13 protein-coding genes are annotated in these 17,145 nt (G+C 76.4%); 4 read left to right on the top strand and 9 right to left on the bottom strand.

Annotated elements, in window-relative coordinates; all coding sequences use genetic code 11:
* The first annotated feature begins 43 nt into the window (after positions 1-43).
* Positions 44-679 (top strand): nitroreductase family protein, encoded by a 636-nt coding sequence (locus AC6CH9_RS03220; protein WP_498153618.1) that lies wholly within the window; start codon positions 44-46, stop codon positions 677-679.
* A gap of 109 nt (positions 680-788) precedes the next feature.
* Positions 789-1,511: a GNAT family N-acetyltransferase gene (locus tag AC6CH9_RS03225; protein ID WP_498153619.1), complete on the top strand. Its 723-nt coding sequence runs from the start codon at positions 789-791 to the stop codon at positions 1,509-1,511.
* Between the two features lie 7 nt (positions 1,512-1,518).
* Here AC6CH9_RS03225 and soxR read toward each other — a convergent pair whose 3' ends face one another.
* Positions 1,519-1,989, bottom strand: a complete 471-nt coding sequence (gene soxR / locus AC6CH9_RS03230; protein ID WP_498153620.1) for a redox-sensitive transcriptional activator SoxR — start codon at positions 1,987-1,989, stop codon at positions 1,519-1,521.
* 146 nt (positions 1,990-2,135) lie between these two features.
* Here soxR and AC6CH9_RS03235 point away from each other — a divergent pair, with 146 nt between their 5' ends.
* Together AC6CH9_RS03235 and AC6CH9_RS03240 are read left to right on the top strand one after the other, a co-directional pair.
* On the top strand, positions 2,136-3,143 hold the full coding sequence (locus AC6CH9_RS03235) for a zinc-binding dehydrogenase (protein ID WP_498153621.1): 1,008 nt from the start codon (positions 2,136-2,138) through the stop codon (positions 3,141-3,143).
* Positions 3,140-4,624, top strand: coding sequence for an MFS transporter (locus tag AC6CH9_RS03240; protein ID WP_498153622.1), 1,485 nt, complete (start codon positions 3,140-3,142; stop codon positions 4,622-4,624). The genes AC6CH9_RS03235 and AC6CH9_RS03240 overlap by 4 nt, the downstream gene beginning before the upstream one ends.
* A 31-nt stretch (positions 4,625-4,655) precedes the next feature.
* Here AC6CH9_RS03240 and AC6CH9_RS03245 read toward each other — a convergent pair whose 3' ends face one another.
* The 8 genes from AC6CH9_RS03245 to AC6CH9_RS03280 all read right to left on the bottom strand — a co-directional run bounded on the left by AC6CH9_RS03245 (position 4,656) and on the right by AC6CH9_RS03280 (position 17,008).
* On the bottom strand, positions 4,656-5,513 hold the full coding sequence (locus AC6CH9_RS03245; protein ID WP_498153623.1) for a sirohydrochlorin chelatase: 858 nt from the start codon (positions 5,511-5,513) through the stop codon (positions 4,656-4,658).
* On the bottom strand, positions 5,510-6,601 hold the full coding sequence (locus AC6CH9_RS03250; RefSeq protein WP_498153707.1) for a uroporphyrinogen-III synthase: 1,092 nt from the start codon (positions 6,599-6,601) through the stop codon (positions 5,510-5,512). The genes AC6CH9_RS03245 and AC6CH9_RS03250 overlap by 4 nt, the downstream gene beginning before the upstream one ends.
* Positions 6,602-6,726: 125 nt before the next feature.
* Positions 6,727-8,028: a uroporphyrinogen-III C-methyltransferase gene (gene cobA / locus AC6CH9_RS03255; protein WP_498153624.1), complete on the bottom strand. Its 1,302-nt coding sequence runs from the start codon at positions 8,026-8,028 to the stop codon at positions 6,727-6,729.
* Positions 8,025-8,486: a nitrite reductase small subunit NirD gene (nirD, locus tag AC6CH9_RS03260; RefSeq protein WP_498153625.1), complete on the bottom strand. Its 462-nt coding sequence runs from the start codon at positions 8,484-8,486 to the stop codon at positions 8,025-8,027. Before nirD ends, cobA begins: the two co-directional genes overlap by 4 nt.
* A complete protein-coding gene (gene nirB, locus AC6CH9_RS03265) occupies positions 8,483-11,212 on the bottom strand; it encodes a nitrite reductase large subunit NirB (protein ID WP_498153626.1) in 2,730 nt (909 codons plus the stop codon). Before nirB ends, nirD begins: the two co-directional genes overlap by 4 nt.
* 255 nt (positions 11,213-11,467) lie before the next feature.
* Positions 11,468-13,195, bottom strand: a complete 1,728-nt coding sequence (locus AC6CH9_RS03270) for an FAD-dependent oxidoreductase (RefSeq protein ID WP_498153627.1) — start codon at positions 13,193-13,195, stop codon at positions 11,468-11,470.
* Positions 13,192-15,486 (bottom strand): molybdopterin oxidoreductase family protein, encoded by a 2,295-nt coding sequence (locus AC6CH9_RS03275; protein WP_498153628.1) that lies wholly within the window; start codon positions 15,484-15,486, stop codon positions 13,192-13,194. Before AC6CH9_RS03275 ends, AC6CH9_RS03270 begins: the two co-directional genes overlap by 4 nt.
* 13 nt (positions 15,487-15,499) lie before the next feature.
* Positions 15,500-17,008, bottom strand: a complete 1,509-nt coding sequence (locus AC6CH9_RS03280; protein ID WP_498153629.1) for an MFS transporter — start codon at positions 17,006-17,008, stop codon at positions 15,500-15,502.
* Positions 17,009-17,145: the final 137 nt, after the last annotated feature.

The following is a 17,145-nucleotide window of genomic DNA, read 5'->3' on the forward strand; positions in this document are numbered from 1 at the left end:
GACCCGCGAACGCGCCGGATGGTAGCCCGTACCCTCGGCGACCGTGACCACACCTGAGGATCTGTCCATCCTTCGAGCGCTCCACTCCACGCCGTCGCGTCGGTACCTCTCGCCGGAGCCGGTGCCGGACGACGTGCTCGACGCGATCCTCGACGCCGCGGTCCGCGGCCCCAGCGGGGGCAACCGCCAGCAGTGGGCGTGGGTCGTCGTGCGGGACCCCGCGACCAAGGCGCAGATCGCCGAGTGGTACCGCGAGGGCTGGCGCGCCGCGTACGGGGACCGCCGCGACGCCGTCCTCGGGGCCGCGACCGACGACGCGGGCGTGAGCGACGCGGGCTTCCGCGCCGTCGAGCACCTGGCCCTGCATCTGGAGGAGGCGCCGGTGTGGGTCGTGCCGGTGCTGCGGAACGCGGCGGGCTCGTCGGACCCCCGGCTCGGCGCCTCGATCTACGGCGCGGTGCAGAACCTCGTGCTCGCCGCGCGCGCCTACGGGATCGGGACGACGCTCACGACCTTCCACACGGTCCGCGAGACCGACGTCGCCACGCTGCTCGGCCTGCCCGACGACGCGTTGACGATGGGCCTGGTCCCGCTCGGCTACCCGGCGCGCGGGCGCTGGTCCGAGCCGCGTCGACGGCCCCTCGCGGAGGTCGTCCACCGGGACCGGTGGGAGGGCTGAGCGCACGTGGAAGAGGCACGCGCCCGCGAGCGTTCGCGCCCAAGGGCACGCACGGCCGCACGACCGTGACGACGGCACGCACCCGGGCGACCGGGCGAGGAGGAGCACGATGACCGCGACGAGCACGCAGACCGACGCCACCGGCGTCGACGACGCCGCCCTGGACAACCCGTCGTGGAGCGCCCTCACCGGCGCCCACGCGCACCTCGCCGAGGGCGACGACCTCGCGCGCCGCTACCCGGCCGACGTCTCGCCCATCACGGGCGTGCGCTCGTGGGACGAGCCCGGGGTGTGGGACGCGATCGCCGCGCTCGTCGGGCCGGGCGGCCGCTTCTCCGCGCCGCCCGAGGGCGTCGAGCTGCCGGAGGGCTGGACGCTCGAGGCCCGTGTCGAAGGGGTCCAGCTCGTCGAGACCGAGCGCCTGGTCACCCGGCCCGACCCGGAGGCGGTCGTGCTCGGCGCGGCCGACGTGCCGGACATGCTCACGCTCGTGGAGCGCGGCCGCCCCGGGCCGTTCGAGGCCCGCACCTACCTGCTCGGGCGCTACGTCGGGTTCCGGGACGACGCCGGCCGGCTCGTCGCGATGGCGGGCGAGCGCCTGCACCCCACGGGCTGGACGGAGATCAGCGCCGTCACGACCGACCCCGCGCACCGGGGACGTGGCCTCGCCTCGCGCCTCGTGCGCGACGTCGCGTTCCACGTGCAGGAGCGGGGCGACCGCGCGTTCCTGCACGCCGCGGCCGAGAACGTCGGCGCGATCGGCGTGTACGAGCGGCTGGGGTTCGGGCTGCGCCGCCGCACGAGCTTCGGGTCGTTGCTCGCGCCGAACTGACTCCCGCTCAGTCCTCGATCCCCTCCACGAGCAGGGTCCGCGGGCCGGGCCCCTCGTCGGCGAGCGCGTCGTGCGGGTTGACGAGCACGCACCGGCGCAGCGACAGGCACCCGCAACCGATGCAGTCGGTGAGGTGGTCACGCAGGCGCGTGAGCTGTTCGATGCGCGCGTCGAGGTCGGCGTGCCACCCGGCCGAGAGGCGGTGCCAGTCCTTGGCGGTGGGCGTCCGGTCGCCGGGCAGCGTCGCGAGCGCGGCGCGGATGCGCGCGAGCGGGATGCCGACGCGCTGGGACGCGCGCACGAACGCGACCCGGCGCAGCGTCTCGCGCGCGAAGCGCCGCTGGTTCCCTGGGGTCCGGCGGCTCGCGATGAGCCCCTCGCGCTCGTAGAAGTGCAGCGCGGACACGGCGACGCCGCTGCGCGCGGCGAGCTGGCCGACGGTGAGCTCGTCGCTCGGGGACGGGACGACGTCGGGCACGCGGGCTCCTCGCCGGACGGCCGCGACGAGGACGCGCGGCGGGGTGCTTGACCTCAACAAATGTTGAGGTTCGAGACTAGCAGGGCGCGCCCGACCGGGTCGCGTGCCGCCGCCCCGGCGCGGCCCCCAGCCCCTGAGGAGCACCCGTGGACGCCATCCGCCTGCACGCGTTCGGACCGCCCGAGAACCTCGTCCTCGACCAGGTCCCCGACCCCGTCCCCGGGCCGGGCCAGGTGCTCGTCGCCGTGCGCGCGCACGGTGTGCACCTGCTCGACACGACCCTGCGCCGGGGCGAGGCCGCGGGCGGCCCCCTGCCGCTCCCCGTGCTCCCGACCATCCCCGGGCGCGAGGTCGCCGGGGTCGTGGCCGCCGTCGGGCCGGGGGTCGACGCCGCGTGGCGCGGCCGCCGCGTCGCGGCCCACCTCGGCGCCACCCCCGACGGCGGCGGGTACGCGCGCCTGGCCGTCGTGCCGGTCGAGGCGCTGCACCGCGTCCCCGACCACGTCACCGCGCCCGACGCGATCGCGATGATCGGGACCGGCCGCACCGCCGTCGGCATCCTCGACCTCGCCGAGCTCGACGCGACCGACACCGTGCTCGTCACCGCCGCGGCCGGCGGGCTCGGCACGCTCCTCGTGCAGAGCGCGCTCGCGGCCGGGGCGCGGGTCGTCGCGCTCGCGGGCGGCCCGGAGAAGGTCGCGCTCGTGCGCTCGCTCGCCGGGGAGGCGCACGCCGATCGGCTCGTGGTGATCGACTACCGGGCCGAGGGCTGGCTCGACGACGCGCGGGCCGCCGTCCGGCAGCACGCCCCCGGCGGTGCGACCGTCCTGCTCGACGGCGTGGGCGGTGACCCGGGGACGGCCGCGGCGAGTCTCGTCGCGCCGGGCGGACGGCTCGTGCTCTTCGGGTGGTCGTCGGGCGAGCGCAACCGCGCGGCGGACGACCCCGGCGACGGCGGCCCCGAGGTGCGGTGGGCCGTCGGGCCTCAGGCCCGCCCGTGGGGCGACCTCTTCACCCTCCAGGAGCGCGCGCTCGCCCTCGCCGCGGACGGGACCTGGCACGTCGTCACGCACCAGGTGCCCCTCGCGGAGGCCGCCCGGGCGCACCGCGAGCTCGAGGAGCGCGCGACGACCGGGAAGGTCGTGCTCGTATGACGCGCACCCCCGCCTCGGTGCCCGCCGCCACGTACGACGCGGACGCGCCCGCGCCCGGACCGGAGCCCGCGACGCCGCGCGCCGACGGACTCCCCGGCGCCGGCGAACGTCCCGCCACGCTGCCGGCCGCGACCCAGCGCGTCGTCATGTCCGGGATGTTCGCGCTCGTGCTCCTCGGGGCGTTCGAGGCGCTCGCCGTCGCGACCGCCATGCCCACGGTCGCGTCCGCGCTCGACGGCCTGTCCCTGTACGCCGTCGCCTTCGCCGGCACGATCGCGGCGAGCGTGGTCGGGATGGTCGTCGGCGGTCGCTGGGGCGACCGGTCGGGGCCGACGGCGCCCCTGCTCACCGGCGTCGGCCTGTTCCTCGTCGGCCTGCTCGTCGCGGGGCTCGCGCCCAGCATGGAGGTGTTCGTCGCCGGGCGCGTGCTCCAGGGTCTCGGCTCCGGGACCTACCTCGTGGCGCTGTACGTCCTCGTCGCGCGCGTCTACCCCGAGGACCGACGGCCCCGCGTCTTCGCCGCGTTCGCCGCGGCGTGGATGGTCCCGTCGATCGTCGGCCCCGCGATCGCGGGGCTCGTCGTGCAGCACGCAGGCTGGCGCTGGGTCTTCCTCGCCGTGCCGGTCCTCGCCCTCCCCGCCCTCGCCCTCATGTGGCCCGGGTTGCGGGCCGTGTCCGCGGCGCGCGCACCCCGGGAGGCGACCGACGCCGCGCCCTCCGCCCGGGCGACCGGTCGCGCGCCCCTGTGGTGGGCGATCTGCGCGGCGGCAGGGGTCGGGCTGCTGCACGTCGCGGGCCAGCACGAGGGGCCGTTGCTCCCCGTCCTCCTCGTCGTCGCGCTCGGGGTGATCGCCGCTGCCGTCCCCCGCCTGCTCCCGCGCGGGACCCCCCGTGCGGCGTCGGGCCTGCCCGCGGTGATCGCGATCGGCGCCCTCATCGGTGCGGCCTTCACGGGGACCGAGGTCCTCCTGCCGCTCCTCCTCTCGCACGAGCGCGGCCTGTCCCCCGCCGCGGCAGGCGCGGTGCTGACGTTCGGGGCGGTCGGGTGGTCCGCCGCCGCGTGGGTGCGCGGGCACGCGCGCTGGGCCTGGCCGCACGTCGCGTACGTCCGGCTCGGGACGGCGCTCATCACCCTCGGCGTCGGTGCCGTCACGCTGCTGGCCCTGCCCGGCGTACCGACGATCGTCGGCATGCTCGCCTGGACCGTCGCCGGCACGGGCATGGGCTTCGTCAGCCCCACGGTCTCGGTCCTCACCCTGGAGCTGTCCGCGATGCACGAAGAGGGTGCCAACAGCTCCGCCCTCCAGGTCGCGAACGCCCTGGCCGCCGCCGTCGCGCTCGCGATCACCGGCTCCCTGCTGTGGTCCCTGCGCGACGCGCTCGGCCTCGGCGCGTACGTCGTGTGCTTCGGGATCACCGCGGCGGTCGCGCTCACGGCGTTCCTCGTCGCGCCGCGCACCCGACCGACACCGGCGAGGTAGGACCCCGCTTCTCCCGCGGGCGGGCCCGGGGTCACCTCGGCGGGGCGAGGGTGGCCGCGGCAGTGGCGTAGCGGTCGAGGACGATCGCGGTGAGGCGCGGGTCGGGGGCGAGCGGGGCGGTGACGACGTCGCCGCCCGCCTCGAGGACGCGGTCGTAGAAGAAGCCCGGCGCGAGGAGGTAGGCCGCGACGACGACGCGTCCGCCCGGGGCGAGATCGGCGCGGGCGGCGGCGACGGCGTCGGGCACGGAGGGCTTGGCCATCGCGCCGTAGCCGACCGTCACCGGGCCGGGCACGCGCTCGCGCAGGCCCGCGGCGAGCTCCTCGACGTCGCGCGCGGCACCCGGGCGGCTCGACCCGGCGGCGGCGATCACGACGGCGTCGTCCGCACGCAGGCCGACGTCGGCCAGCCGGTCGGCGAGCAGGTCCACGAGGCGGGGGTCCGGACCGAGCGGGGTCGACGCGGCGGCGCGACCGGCGCCGGGGCCGCGGTCCTTGACCGCCGCCGCGACGTCGACGCTCACGTGGAACCCGCCGGAGAGCAGCAGCGGCACGACGACGGCGTCCCCGGGGTGCGCGGAGCCGTCCGGGTCGTCCGTCGCTGCGGCCGGGGCGACGACCGACGTCACGACGTCCGCGACCTCGGGCTGCTGCACGTCGACGAACGCCTCCCGCACGTCGAGGTCGGGCCGCGCCGCGCGGACGTCGTCGAGCAGCGCGCGGATCACGTCGCGACCCGTGAGGTCGTTCGTGCCGTGCGAGCAGCCGACCAGCACGGGCGCGGCTCCGGACCTCCCGCCGTCGGCAGCCTCCGGCCCGGGGTCGGACGACGCCGCCCCCGAGGGGTCGGACGACGCTCCCGAGGGGAAGGCCAAGATCTCCGCGCTCATGCGAGCTCCAATCGGTATCCGCGCTTGACGACGGTCTTGACGAGGTCGCGCCGACCGGTCGCCTCGCGCAGGCGGGCGACGGCGACCTCGGCGGCGTGCGGGTCGCGCGAGTCGCCGGGAAGGACGTCGAGGACGTCGTCGCGCGTGACGACCTCGCCACGGCGCGCGGCGAGGAGGCGCAGCACCTCGAGGCTGCTGGGCGAGAGGGGCAGCACGTCGCCGTCGAGCACGGCGACGCGCGAGCGGATCTGGAGCGCGCCGGCGACGGTCGCGAGCGCGACGGTCTCGGCCTGCTCGTAGTGTGCGACGAGCGTCCGCACGAGCGCGCCGAGGCGTCCGCGCTCGGGTTGGAGCGGCGTGACGCCGCGGTGCTCGAGCGGCTTCGCGGTGATCGGCCCGACGGCTGCCGCGACCATGGACCCGTCCTGGAACCGCGACACGACGAGGCGGCCCACGCCGTGCTCCTCCGCGGCGCTCAGCCACGCCTCGGCGCCGGGGGCAGAGGTGAACACGACGGCGTCGATCTCCCCGACGGCCGCGGCCTCGACGGACGCACGCAGCGCCTCGGGGTCGGGCGGCGGCCCCCAACGATAGACGACGAGGCTCGCGACCTCGGCGCCCGCCTCCGCGAACACGACGTCGAGGCCGTCGGCACCGGCGCCGTGGTGCTGGACGGCGATGCGCAGCCCGGCGACGCCCTCGCCGAGCAGCACGTCGGCGATCTCCGCGGACGTCTCGGACTCGGCGACCCAGTCGGCGGTGAGACCGGCGGCCTGGATCGCGCCGCGCGCCTTGGGCCCGCGCGCGACGATCCGCGCGTCGGCGAGCACCTCGAGCAGGCGGTCGGCGAGGCCGTGCGCGTCCGCGGCCTCGACCCAGGAGCGGAAGCCGATGCCCGTGGTGACGACGACGACGTCAGGCGGGTGCTCGACGAGGTCGCGCGTCCCCGCGAGGAGGTGCTCGTCGTCGGCGTGCGGGATCATGCTCAGCGCGGGCGCGTGGCGGACCTCGGCACCTCTGCGCTGCAGGGCGGCGGCGAGCTCGCTCTTGCGGCGGTCGGCCGTGACGAGCACGGTGCACCCGGCCATGACCTGGCCGAGGGCGGGGCGATCGACGTCGGGGACGGACGCGAGACCGACCCGAGCGTCCGAGATCGGCCCTCCGTGGGTCGACGTCGCGACGGGCGGGTCGATCTCGGTGCTGCCGGTGCCGGTCACGCGACCGTCGCCGGGTCGAGCCGTCCCTCGGCGGCGACGTCGCCCACCACGATGATCGCCGGGGCCCGGACCCCGACCTGGGCGGCGCGCTCGACGACCTCGCCGAGCGGCGCCCGCGTGACGCGCTGGCGCGGCGTCGAGCCGCTCTCCACGATCGCGACGGGCAGCGCGGGGTCGGCCCCGGCGCCGAGGGCCTGGGCCGTGATGCGTGCGAGCTGCGAGACACCCATGAGGACCACCAGCGTAGCCGTGCGGTCGCGCACCCCGGCGAGCGCGGCCGCGTCGAGCCCGTCGTGCCCGCTGGTCACGTGGAACGCCGCGACCGTCCCCCGGTGCGTGAGCGGGATGCCCGCGAGCGCCGGCACGCTCAGCGCGCTGGACACGCCCGGCACGACGTCCACCGGCACGCCCGCCTCCCGGCACGCGACGACCTCCTCGCCGCCGCGCCCGTAGACGAACGGGTCCCCGCCCTTGAGCCGCACGACGCGCCGGCCGCGCCGCGCCTGCTCCACGAGGATCGCGTTGATCTCGTGCTGCGGCACGGGGTGGCTCCCGGGCGTCTTGCCGACGTCGACCACCTCGACGCCGGGCGCGAGCTCGTCGAGCACGTCGACGGGTCCGAGCCGGTCCGCGACGACGACGTCCGCCTCCGCGAGCGCCCGACGGCCCCGGACGGTGAGCAGGTCGACGGCGCCCGGTCCCCCGCCGACGAGCGTCACGCTCCCGAGCCCGCCGGACGCCGGACGGCGGCGCCGCTGGTCGGCCCCGCCGGAGCGCAGGTGCTCGGCGATCGCGTCGCGCACCGCACGCGCCCGCCGCGGGTCCGCGCCGCTCCGCTCGACCGAGCCGTCGGCCGCTCGTCGCGCCCGAGCGCGGCCGTCCGCCGACGGACGGGTCGGGGGGACGTCCGTGACGACCCCGACGAGCACGTCGCCGCTGTGGGTCGTCGCAGGCGTGCGCGCGGTGCCCTCGTGGGCGGCCCCGGCGTTGACGCACCAGGTGCGGCGCGCGGCGGCCCACGCCGCGACGTCGCGGTTGGTCCCCGAGTCGTCCGTCGCCGCGAGCACGAGCCACGCGTCCTCGACGTCCGACTCACGGACCTCGCGCGGCACCCAGGTGACTCCCCCTCCGCCGAGTGCGGCGACGAGGTCGCGCAGGTCCTCGCAGACCTGCGGCGCGACGACACGGACGTGCGCGCCGTCGTCGGCCATCGCCCGGGCGCGGCGGGCGGCGACGGGGCCGCCACCCGCGACGAGGACCGTGCGCCCGGCGAGGTCGAGGCCCAGGAGCGTGGTCACGGCGCACCGTCCGCGGCCTCTGTGCCGGCACCGGCCTCGGCCAGGACGCGCGGCCGCGCACCCACGTGCACGACGCCGTCGCGCACCTCGACGGGCCACGTCACCAGGTCCGGGGCGAGGCCCTGGACGGGCACGTACCCGGCGGCCTCGAGGCACCGGCCGGTCGCGAGGTCGAAGACCTGCTTGTACATGGGCCCGGCGACCGTGGGCACGCCCCCGCGCGTTCCGACGATGCCGCGTGACATGACGTTCGCGCCCGAGTACGGGTCGCGCTGCTGCACGACGCGCACTGTGTCGTCGGGGAGGCGGAACAGCGCGACCTGCACCCCGCCCACGAGGGCGGCGGCGCCGCGCTCGACGAGGAGGTCGCGCAGGAGGCACACGCGCTCCCACCCCGCCGCGTCCGACGTCGCCGTCTCCCCGGGGTGCACGGCCTGCTCTGCTGACACGACGCTCATCGACGGACCTCCAGGGTCGTGCCGGCGATCACCACGGGGCCGGCGGGGACGGTGGCGAGACCCGCGGCGCGGGCCTCGTCGAGGGCGGCGCGCTCGTCCGCCGTCGCGGGCCGGATCTGGCCGCGCTCGGTGACGTACGCGAGGTCGGGGTCGGGCTCGGCGGGCGCGTTGACGAACGAGCCGAAGCGGCGCAGCTTCTCCGGGTCCTCGAGGACCGCGCGCCACTCGTCCTCGTAGTCGCCGACGTGGCGGGCCATCGCGGCGTCGAGGTCGGCGCCGAGGCCGAGCGAGTCCTCGACGACCACCTCGCGGATCGCGTCGAGGCCGCCCTCGTAGTCCTCGACCCACGCCGCCGTGCGCTGCAGGCGGTCGGCCGTGCGGACGTAGTACATGAGGAAGCGGTCGATGGTGCGGACGAGCGCCTCGTCGTCCAGGTCCTCGGCGAGGAGCTGCGCGTGCCGGGGCGTGAACCCGCCGTTGCCGCCGACGTACACGTTCCAGCCCTTGTCCGTCGCGATGACGCCGACGTCCTTGCCGCGTGCCTCGGCGCACTCGCGCGCGCACCCGGAGACGCCGAGCTTGAGCTTGTGCGGGGAGCGCAGGCCGCGGTACCGGAGCTCGAGCTCGACCGCCATGCCCACCGAGTCCTGCACGCCGAACCGGCACCACGTGGACCCGACGCACGACTTCACGGTCCGCAGCGACTTGCCGTACGCGTGCCCGGACTCGAACCCGTGCTCGACGAGCCGGCGCCAGATGTGCGGGAGCTGCTCGATGCGCGCGCCGAACATGTCGATGCGCTGGCCGCCCGTGATCTTCGTGTAGAGCCCGAAGTCCTTGGCGACCTGGCCGATGACGAGCAGACCGTCGGGCGTGATCTCGCCGCCGGGGATGCGCGGGACGACGGAGTACGTGCCGTCCTTCTGCATGTTCGCCATGACGTGGTCGTTGGTGTCCTGGAGCGTCGCCTGCTCGCCGTCGAGGATGTGCCCGTTGCCGAGCGAGGCGAGGATCGACGCGATCGTGGGCTTGCAGATGTCGCAGCCGCGCCCGGCGTCGCGCACCAGCACCGCGCCCTGCGTGTCGGTGACCGGCTCGGGCACCCGGCCGAACCGCCCGACGATCTCGCTGAACGTGTGGAGGTCCGCGACGCGCACGGCGTCGAAGAGCTGCGCGCGAGAGAGGTCGAAGTGCTCGCACAGCGCGTTCGAGACCTCGACACCGGCCCGGGCGAGCTCGGTCGTGGTGATCTTCTTGACGAGCGGCAGGCACGACCCGCAGCTGGTCCCCGCGCGCGTGCACGCTTTGACGCCCGCGAGGTCGGTGCACCCGTGCTCGGTGACCGCGCCGCGGATCGTGCCCGCGCTGACGTTGTTGCACGAGCAGACCGTGGCGTCGTCGGGCAGCTCCAGGCTCGGCGCCCCGCCCCCGGACCCCTCGGGGAGCAGGAACAGCCCCGGGTCGCCGGGGAGCTCCGTGCCGAGCATCGGCCGCAGCGACGCGTACGGCGCGGCGTCGCCCACGAACACGCCGCCCAGGAGCGTGCGCGCGTCGTCGGAGAGGACGAGCTTCTTGTAGACGCCCGCGACCGGGTCGGCCCAGACGAGCTCCATCGCACCCTCGGTCCGGCCGAACGCGTCGCCGAAGCTCGCGACGTCGACGCCCTGGAGCTTGAGCTTGGTGGCGGTGTCCGCACCGGGGAACGTGGCCCCGCCGCCCAGCAGGCGGTCCGCGACGACCTCCGCCATGGCGTAGCCCGGCGCGACGAGGCCGATGCAGCGGCCCTCGATGCACGCGACCTCGCCGATCGCCCACACGTGCGGGTCCTCGGTGCGGCACGCGAGGTCCACGACCGCCCCGCCGCGCTCGCCGACCGCCAGCCCCGCTGCGCGCGCGAGCTCGTCGCGCGGCCGCACACCCGTCGCCATGACGACGACGTCCACGTCGAGCCGCCCGCCGTCGGCGAAGTCGAGCCGGCCCACGTGCCCGGTCTTGCGGGAGACCTTCATCTCCTTGGTCCCGGTGCTGCACCGGACCGCGATGCCCATGTCGTTGATGAGGCGCTTGAGGGCCTCGCCGCCGCCCAGGTCGATCTGCGCGTCCATCAGGTGCGTGCCGAACTGGACGACCGTGGCCTGCGCGCCGAGGGCCTTGAGCGCTCCCGCGGCCTCGAGGCCCAGGAGGCCGCCGCCGATGACGGCGCCGCGCACCGGGCGCTCCCAGCCACCCTCGGTCGTGGCGTGGCGCCGCTTCTCCTCGACCCAGCCGCGCAGGGCCGCGACGTCGTCGATCGTGCGGTAGACGAACACACCGGGCAGCTCGTTGCCGGGGATCGGGGGGCGCGCGGCGTTCGAACCGGTCGCGAGGACGAGCTCGTCGTAGGCGTGCACGCGCCCGAGCCGGTCGGTGACGGTCCGGGCCTCGCGGTCGATCGACGTCACCGCGCAGTCGCGGTGCAGCGTGACCAGCGGGTCGTCCCACAGGGCCGGGTCGCCGAGCGTGAGCTCCTCGGCGTCGCGCGCCGAGAAGTAGCTCGTCAGCGCGACGCGGTCGTACGGCTTGCGCGGCTCCTCGGCGAAGAGCGAGACGCGCCACGCGCCGTCGACGTCGCGCGCGCGCAGCGCCTCGACGAGCCGCTGCGCCACCATGCCGCCGCCGACGACGACGAGGTGCCGGGGCGCGCCGGGGGCCGGGGCGGGGGCGGGATCGGTCTGAGGTCCGGTCACGGCGGGCTCCTGGGGGCGTCGGGGCGGATCGGTCACCGTCCGCGGGGTCCGACGAGAGCGAGGAGAGGCCCCGGGACGGTGCTGACGACGCTACGGACGGGCGGTTTCGCGACCGTGCCCCGTCCGTTGCCCGTCCGTAACGGTGTTCTCACCCGGCCGCGCACCGCCGTGTGAGGTCGGCGGAGCGGAACGAGATCGGCAGGTCGTGCCGAGTTCGGCGGTCGTGACTGCCGATGACGGCAGGGCCCGCCGACCTCACGCGCTGAGGCCGGCGCGCGCCGGGGCTGCCTCGTCCTGCGGCTGGTCCGGGTCCGCCGTCGCGAGCCAGTCGACCAGCCCGCACACGACGTCCTTGCACCCCCCACAACCGGTGGTCGCGCGCGTGGCACGGGCGACGTCGTCGACGCTGCGGGCGCCGTCGTGCCAGCACCCGACGACGTCGCCCTTGGTCACGCCGTTGCACGTGCACACGGTCGTGCGGTCGGGCATGTGGGTCGGGGACGACGCCGGCGCGGGAGCCTGCGCGACGGGCCGCAGCAGCAGGTGGGCCGGGTCGACCGGCACGGGGACCCGGCGCGTGTACGTGGCCGTGAGGTCGGCGCCCACCTCCGGCGCGCCGACGCACGTCGCCCCGACGAGCAGGCCGTCCGCGACCACGACCTCGACGTGCCGTCCCGACGCGGGGTCGCTCAGCGTCACGGAGCGGTGCGCAGGGTCGGGCGCGCGGCGCTCGCCGCACACGCCCATCGTCACGATCTCGAGCCCTGCGGCCTTGACGCGCACGACGTCGGTCCCGGCCGTCGCGCGCCCGCCGACCCCGGAGCTCGCCGGGAGCGGGCGCGCGACGACGTTCATGGCGAGGCGCAGCGCCATGCTCGGCCGGTCGGCGTCGACCCCCAGGCGGACGCGCGGACGGCCCGACGCCGCCCCCTGCGCGGCGCCCGGTCCCCCGGCGCCCGCTGCGGCGAACCGCTCCGCGAGGTGCTCCGCGAGCCGGCGCGACTGGTCCCATCCCTGCGCGATCAGCCCGGTCCCGCCCTCGGGCGGCTGCGCGCAGTCGCCGATCGCGAACACGCGCGGGTCGTCGGGGCTCGCGAGGTCGTGCCCGACGACGACGCCCCGGTCGACCGCGACGCCCGCCGCGCGCGCGAGCCCGGCCTCGGGCGCGGTGCCGCACGCGAGCACGAGCAGGTCGGCCTCACAATCGACGAGCCGCGTCGGGTCGTCCTCTCCCCCGGCGCCGGCACCCGGGCGGGCCGACGACCCGGCGGGAGCCCCGCCGTCGGGTACCCGGAGCGTCACGCCCCGGACGGAGCCTTCCGTCACGCGGACCCGCTCGGTGCGGGCACGGGTCCAGGTCCGCACGCCGAGCCCCGCGAGGCTGCGCGCGACGACGCCGCCCGCGGCGCGGTCGAGCTGGCGGTCCATGACGCTCCCGCCCCCGTGCACGAGGCTCACGGCGACGCCGCGGCGCGCGAGCCCGCACGCGACCTCGAGCCCGAGGACGCCCGCCCCGACGACCACCGCGTGCCGGGCGTTGACCGACGCCGCGACGATCTCGCGCGCGTCGTCGAGCGTGCGCAGCGCGTGCGCGCCGCGGGGCAGGCCGCCCGGGCGGTCCGTCAGACCCGGCAGGTCGGGGATCCGGGCGGCCGCGCCCGTGGCGAGCACGACGACGTCGTACGGGTACGCCCCCTCCCCCGTGACGACGCGGCGCGCGGCGCGGTCGATCGCGATGGCCTCGGTGCCGCGCCGGACGGTCACACGGGCGTCGTCCGTGCCGGGCAGCCCGATCGCCGCGACGTCGACCTTGCCCGCGACGACCTCGCTGAGCAGCACCCGGTTGTACGGGTCGTACTCCTCGGCCCCCAGCACGGTGACGTCGACGGCCGCCGTCCCCGCGGAGGTCCCGCACCGTGCCACGAGGTCGCTCGCGAACCGCGACCCGACCATGCCGTTGCCGACGACGACGACGCGCGTCATGCGCCCACCTCCTGGGTACCGGGTGCGCGCCGCACGTCCACGGCGCACACCTTGAACTCGGGCATGCCCGAGATCGGGTCGGTCGCGTCGGTCGTGACGCGGTTGACGCTGCCCTCCCCGCTCCAGTGGAAGGGCATGAAGACGGTGTCCGGCCGGATCCGGTCGGTCCACCGCGCCACGGCCTCGATCTCGCCGCGGCGCGTCGTGAGGCGGGCGCGGTCGCCGTCGCCGACCCCGAGCCGCAGGCCGAGGACCGGGTGCAGCTCGACGAACGGCTCCGGCACGAGGCGGTCGAGCTCGGGCACGCGGCGCGTCTGCGCACCCGACTGGTAGTGCTGGAGCACGCGCCCGGTGACGAGGTAGAGCGGGGCGTCGGGGCGTACGTCGTCGCTCGGCCCGACGTGGTCGACGACGACCATCCGCGCGCGCCCGTCGGGCGTCGCGAAGCGGTCGAGGAACATCCGGGGCGTCCCACGGTGGTCCGTGGCCGGGACCGGCCAGTACAGCCCCGGGCCGCCGTCGCGCTCGTTCGCGTCGAGGCGCGCGTGGCTGAGACCCGAGTAGTCGGCGGCCCCGCCCGCGGAGGCCCGCGCGAGCTCGTCGAAGACGACGGCGGGGTCGGTCGGGAAGGAGACGTCCGAGCCCAGGCGCCGCGCGAGCTCCGCGAGGATCCACAGCTCCGAGCGCGCCTCGCCGGGCGCGTCGACGGCGCGCCGGCGGCGGATCACGCGCCCCTCGAGCGACGTCATGGTGCCCTCCTCCTCCGCCCACTGCGTCACGGGCAGCACGACGTCCGCGAGGAGCGCCGTCTCCGACGGCACCAGGTCGCACACCACCAGCAGGTCGAGGGCGCGCAGGTTGGCGGCGACCTGGTCCGCGTCCGGCGCGCTGACCACGACGTTCGACCCGTGCACGAGCAGCGCGCGCGGACGCCCGTCCTCGGCGTACGTCGAGCCCGTGCCGTCCGGTCCCCGCCGCTCGCCGAGCGAGCGCAGCAACGTCACGGCCGGCATGCCCGGGCCGGGGATCGTCGCCGGGTCGACGCCCCAGACGGCCGCGACGTGGGCGCGGGCCGCCGGGTCGTCGATCTTGCGGTACCCGGGGAGCTGGTCGGCCTTCTGGCCGTGCTCGCGCCCACCCTGCCCGTTCCCCTGGCCGGTGATCGCGCCGTAGCCGGAGCCGACACGGCCCGGCAGCCCGAGCGCGAGCGCGAGGTTGATCGCGGCCGTCACCGTCGCGGTGCCCTGCGACGACTGCTCGACGCCGCGCCCCGTGAGCACGTACGCGCCCGCGCCGCCGCGAGCGGGCGACGCCGCGGCGAGCAGCCGGGCCACGTACCGCAGCCGCTCGGCCGGGACCCCGCAGACCGTCTCGGCCCGCTCGGGCCACCACGCCAGGACGGAGCGCCGGACGTCGTCGGACCCCGACGTACGCGTGGCGAGGTACTCCGCGTCGGCGAGCCCCTCCGTGACCACGACGTGCAGCAGCGCGAGCAGCACGACGAGGTCGGTGCCGGGCACGGGCTGGAGGTGCACGCCCTGGTCGCCCACCGGCCCCGCGCCCGGAGGCGGGACCATGCGCCCGGGCGAGCGGCCGTCGTCAGGCCCGCCGGCACGGTGCCCGACGACGCCCCCGGGCTCGCCCGTGAGCGCCGCCGTCGCGCTGCGGCGCGGGTCCACGACGACGAGCCCGCCGCGCGAGCGCACGCCCGCGAGGTGCTGGACCGACGGCGGCATGGTCTCGGCGAGGTTGGACCCGAGCAGGACCACCGCGTCCGCGCCGCCGAGGTCGGCGAGCGGGAACGGCAGGCCACGGTCCGCGCCGAAGGCCCGGTTGGCGCCCGCCGCCGCCGACGCCATGCAGAAGCGCCCGTTGTAGTCGATGTTCGCGGTGCGCAGCACCGTGCGCGCGAACTTGCCGAGCGCGTACGCCTTCTCGTTCGTCAGGCCGCCGCCGCCGAAGACCGCGACCGCGTCCCGGCCGTGCTCGGCCTGGACGCGCGCGATCCCGGCCACCACGACGTCCAGCGCCTCGTCCCACGACGCGGGGTGCAGCGCGCCGTCGCTCCCGCGCAGCAGCGGGGTCGTGATCCGGTCCGTCGCGCGGAGGACCGTCGCGCTCGTCCAGCCCTTCTGGCACAGTCCGCCGCGGTTGGTCGGGAAGTCGCGCGGCGCGACCGTCACCGGGAGCGGGGCCGAGGCCGCCCGGTCGTCCGGCGGGGACAACCGCATGCCGCACTGGAGCGCGCAGTACGGGCAGTGCGTGTCGGCGGTCGTGGGAGCGGACGGCACCCGTGGCCTCCGCTCAGATCCCGGCCGACGCGAGCGCCGACCCCTTGCGCAGGTACACGGTCCAGGCGACGGCCGCCATGACCGCGTACATCCCGATGAACACCCACAGGGCCGGGACGAGCGAGCCGGCGAGGCTCGTCGACGCCGCGAAGCCGCGCGGGATGAGGAAGCCGCCGAAGGCGCCGATCGCGCCGGCGATCCCGATGCACCCGGCCGCGGCCTTGCGGGCGCGTGCCCGGGCCTCGTCCAGCGCGGCCGGGTCCGTCGCGAGGGCGCCGTCGAGGGCTCCTCCGGGGACCGCGCTCGCCTGGAAGACGGCCGGGATCATGCGGTACGTCGAGCCGTTGCCGATGCCCGTCGCGACGAACAGGACCAGGAAGGACGCGAAGAAGAGGACGAAGCTGTGCGACTGGAGCGCCTGGATCGCGCCGAACGCCCCGAGCGCCATGACCCCGTACGACGCGATGGTGACGCGGGTGCCGCCCAGGCGGTCCGCGACGATCCCCCCGAGCGGGCGGGAGACCGAGCCGACGAGCGCGCCGAGGAACGCGATCGAGAGGGTCACCTCGGGGAACTGGCCCTTGAGCAGCATGGGGAACGCCCCGGCGTACCCGATGAACGACCCGAACGTGCCGATGTAGAGGAACGAGATGATCCACGTGTGCTTGTTCCGCGTCGCGGCGGCGAACGACCTCGGGTCGGCCTTCGCGGTGGACAGGTTGTCCATGAACCGCCACGCGAGGAACGCCGCGAGCAGGATGAACGGGATCATCATGAGACCCGCACGCTCGAGCGCGACGCCCGCCCCGGCGACGATGACGAGCGGCACCGCGAGCTGCACGACCGCCGTCCCCAGGTTGCCACCCGCGGCGTTGAGGCCCAGCGCCTTGCCCTTCTCCCGCTCCGGGTAGAAGAACGAGATGTTCGCCATCGACGAGGCGAAGTTGCCGCCGCCGAAGCCGGCGAGCGCCGCGACCGCGAGCATGAGGCCGAACGGAGTCGCGGGGTCCTGCACGACGACGGCGAGCGCGATCGTGGGCGCGAGGAGCAGCAGCGCCGACACGACCGTCCAGTTGCGGCCGCCGAACAGCGGCACCGCGAAGGTGTACGGGATGCGCAGCGTCGCACCGACGAGGCTCGGCACGGCGATGAGCCAGAACTGCTGGTCGACCGTGAACGTGAACCCGGCGGCGGGGAGCTGCGGCACGACGATCGACCACAGCGCCCAGACCGCGAAGCCGAGGAACTCCGCGAACACCGAGATCCACAGGTTGCGCGTCGCGACCCTCCGGCCGCCGTCGCGCCAGAACGTCGGGTCCTCCGGGTCCCAGCGGTCGATCCACCGACCCGAGCGGTGGGTGGGGACGGTCGCCGTGCGGCCGGCCGTCGTGGCGGTCGTCGGCCCGACGCCGGTCGCGGCCCCGGGCGCGGAGGGCGCGACGGTCGTGGTGGTCGTGGTGCCGGAGGGGTGCTCTGCGGACTGCTCACCCTCGTGGGTCGTGGGGCTCGTGGGCGCGGACATGGCGGCTCCTTCAGCAGGTCCCGGTCAGTACCCAGGACGCTAGGAACGCCGTGTTTCCCCGGCGCGCGACCACCGTTAAGCCCGTGTGAGGTCTTCCGCACACCCGGTGCGGCGCCGCTGTGAGCGCCCCGCGACCG

The organism is Cellulosimicrobium sp. GQ32 (genome assembly GCF_059758455.1).

Excerpts from the sequence above, each read along its gene's own strand:
- AC6CH9_RS03225 (WP_498153619.1), top strand. The coding sequence starts at position 789 with ATGACCGCGACGAGCACGCAGACCGACGCCACCGGCGTCGACGACGCC.
- AC6CH9_RS03240 (WP_498153622.1), top strand. The coding sequence starts at position 3,140 with ATGACGCGCACCCCCGCCTCGGTGCCCGCCGCCACGTACGACGCGGAC.
- AC6CH9_RS03245 (WP_498153623.1), bottom strand. The coding sequence starts at position 5,513 with ATGAGCGCGGAGATCTTGGCCTTCCCCTCGGGAGCGTCGTCCGACCCC.
- AC6CH9_RS03250 (WP_498153707.1), bottom strand. The coding sequence starts at position 6,601 with ATGGCCGGGTGCACCGTGCTCGTCACGGCCGACCGCCGCAAGAGCGAG.
- nirD (WP_498153625.1), bottom strand. The coding sequence starts at position 8,486 with ATGAGCGTCGTGTCAGCAGAGCAGGCCGTGCACCCCGGGGAGACGGCG.
- AC6CH9_RS03270 (WP_498153627.1), bottom strand. The coding sequence starts at position 13,195 with ATGACGCGCGTCGTCGTCGTCGGCAACGGCATGGTCGGGTCGCGGTTC.
- AC6CH9_RS03280 (WP_498153629.1), bottom strand. The coding sequence starts at position 17,008 with ATGTCCGCGCCCACGAGCCCCACGACCCACGAGGGTGAGCAGTCCGCA.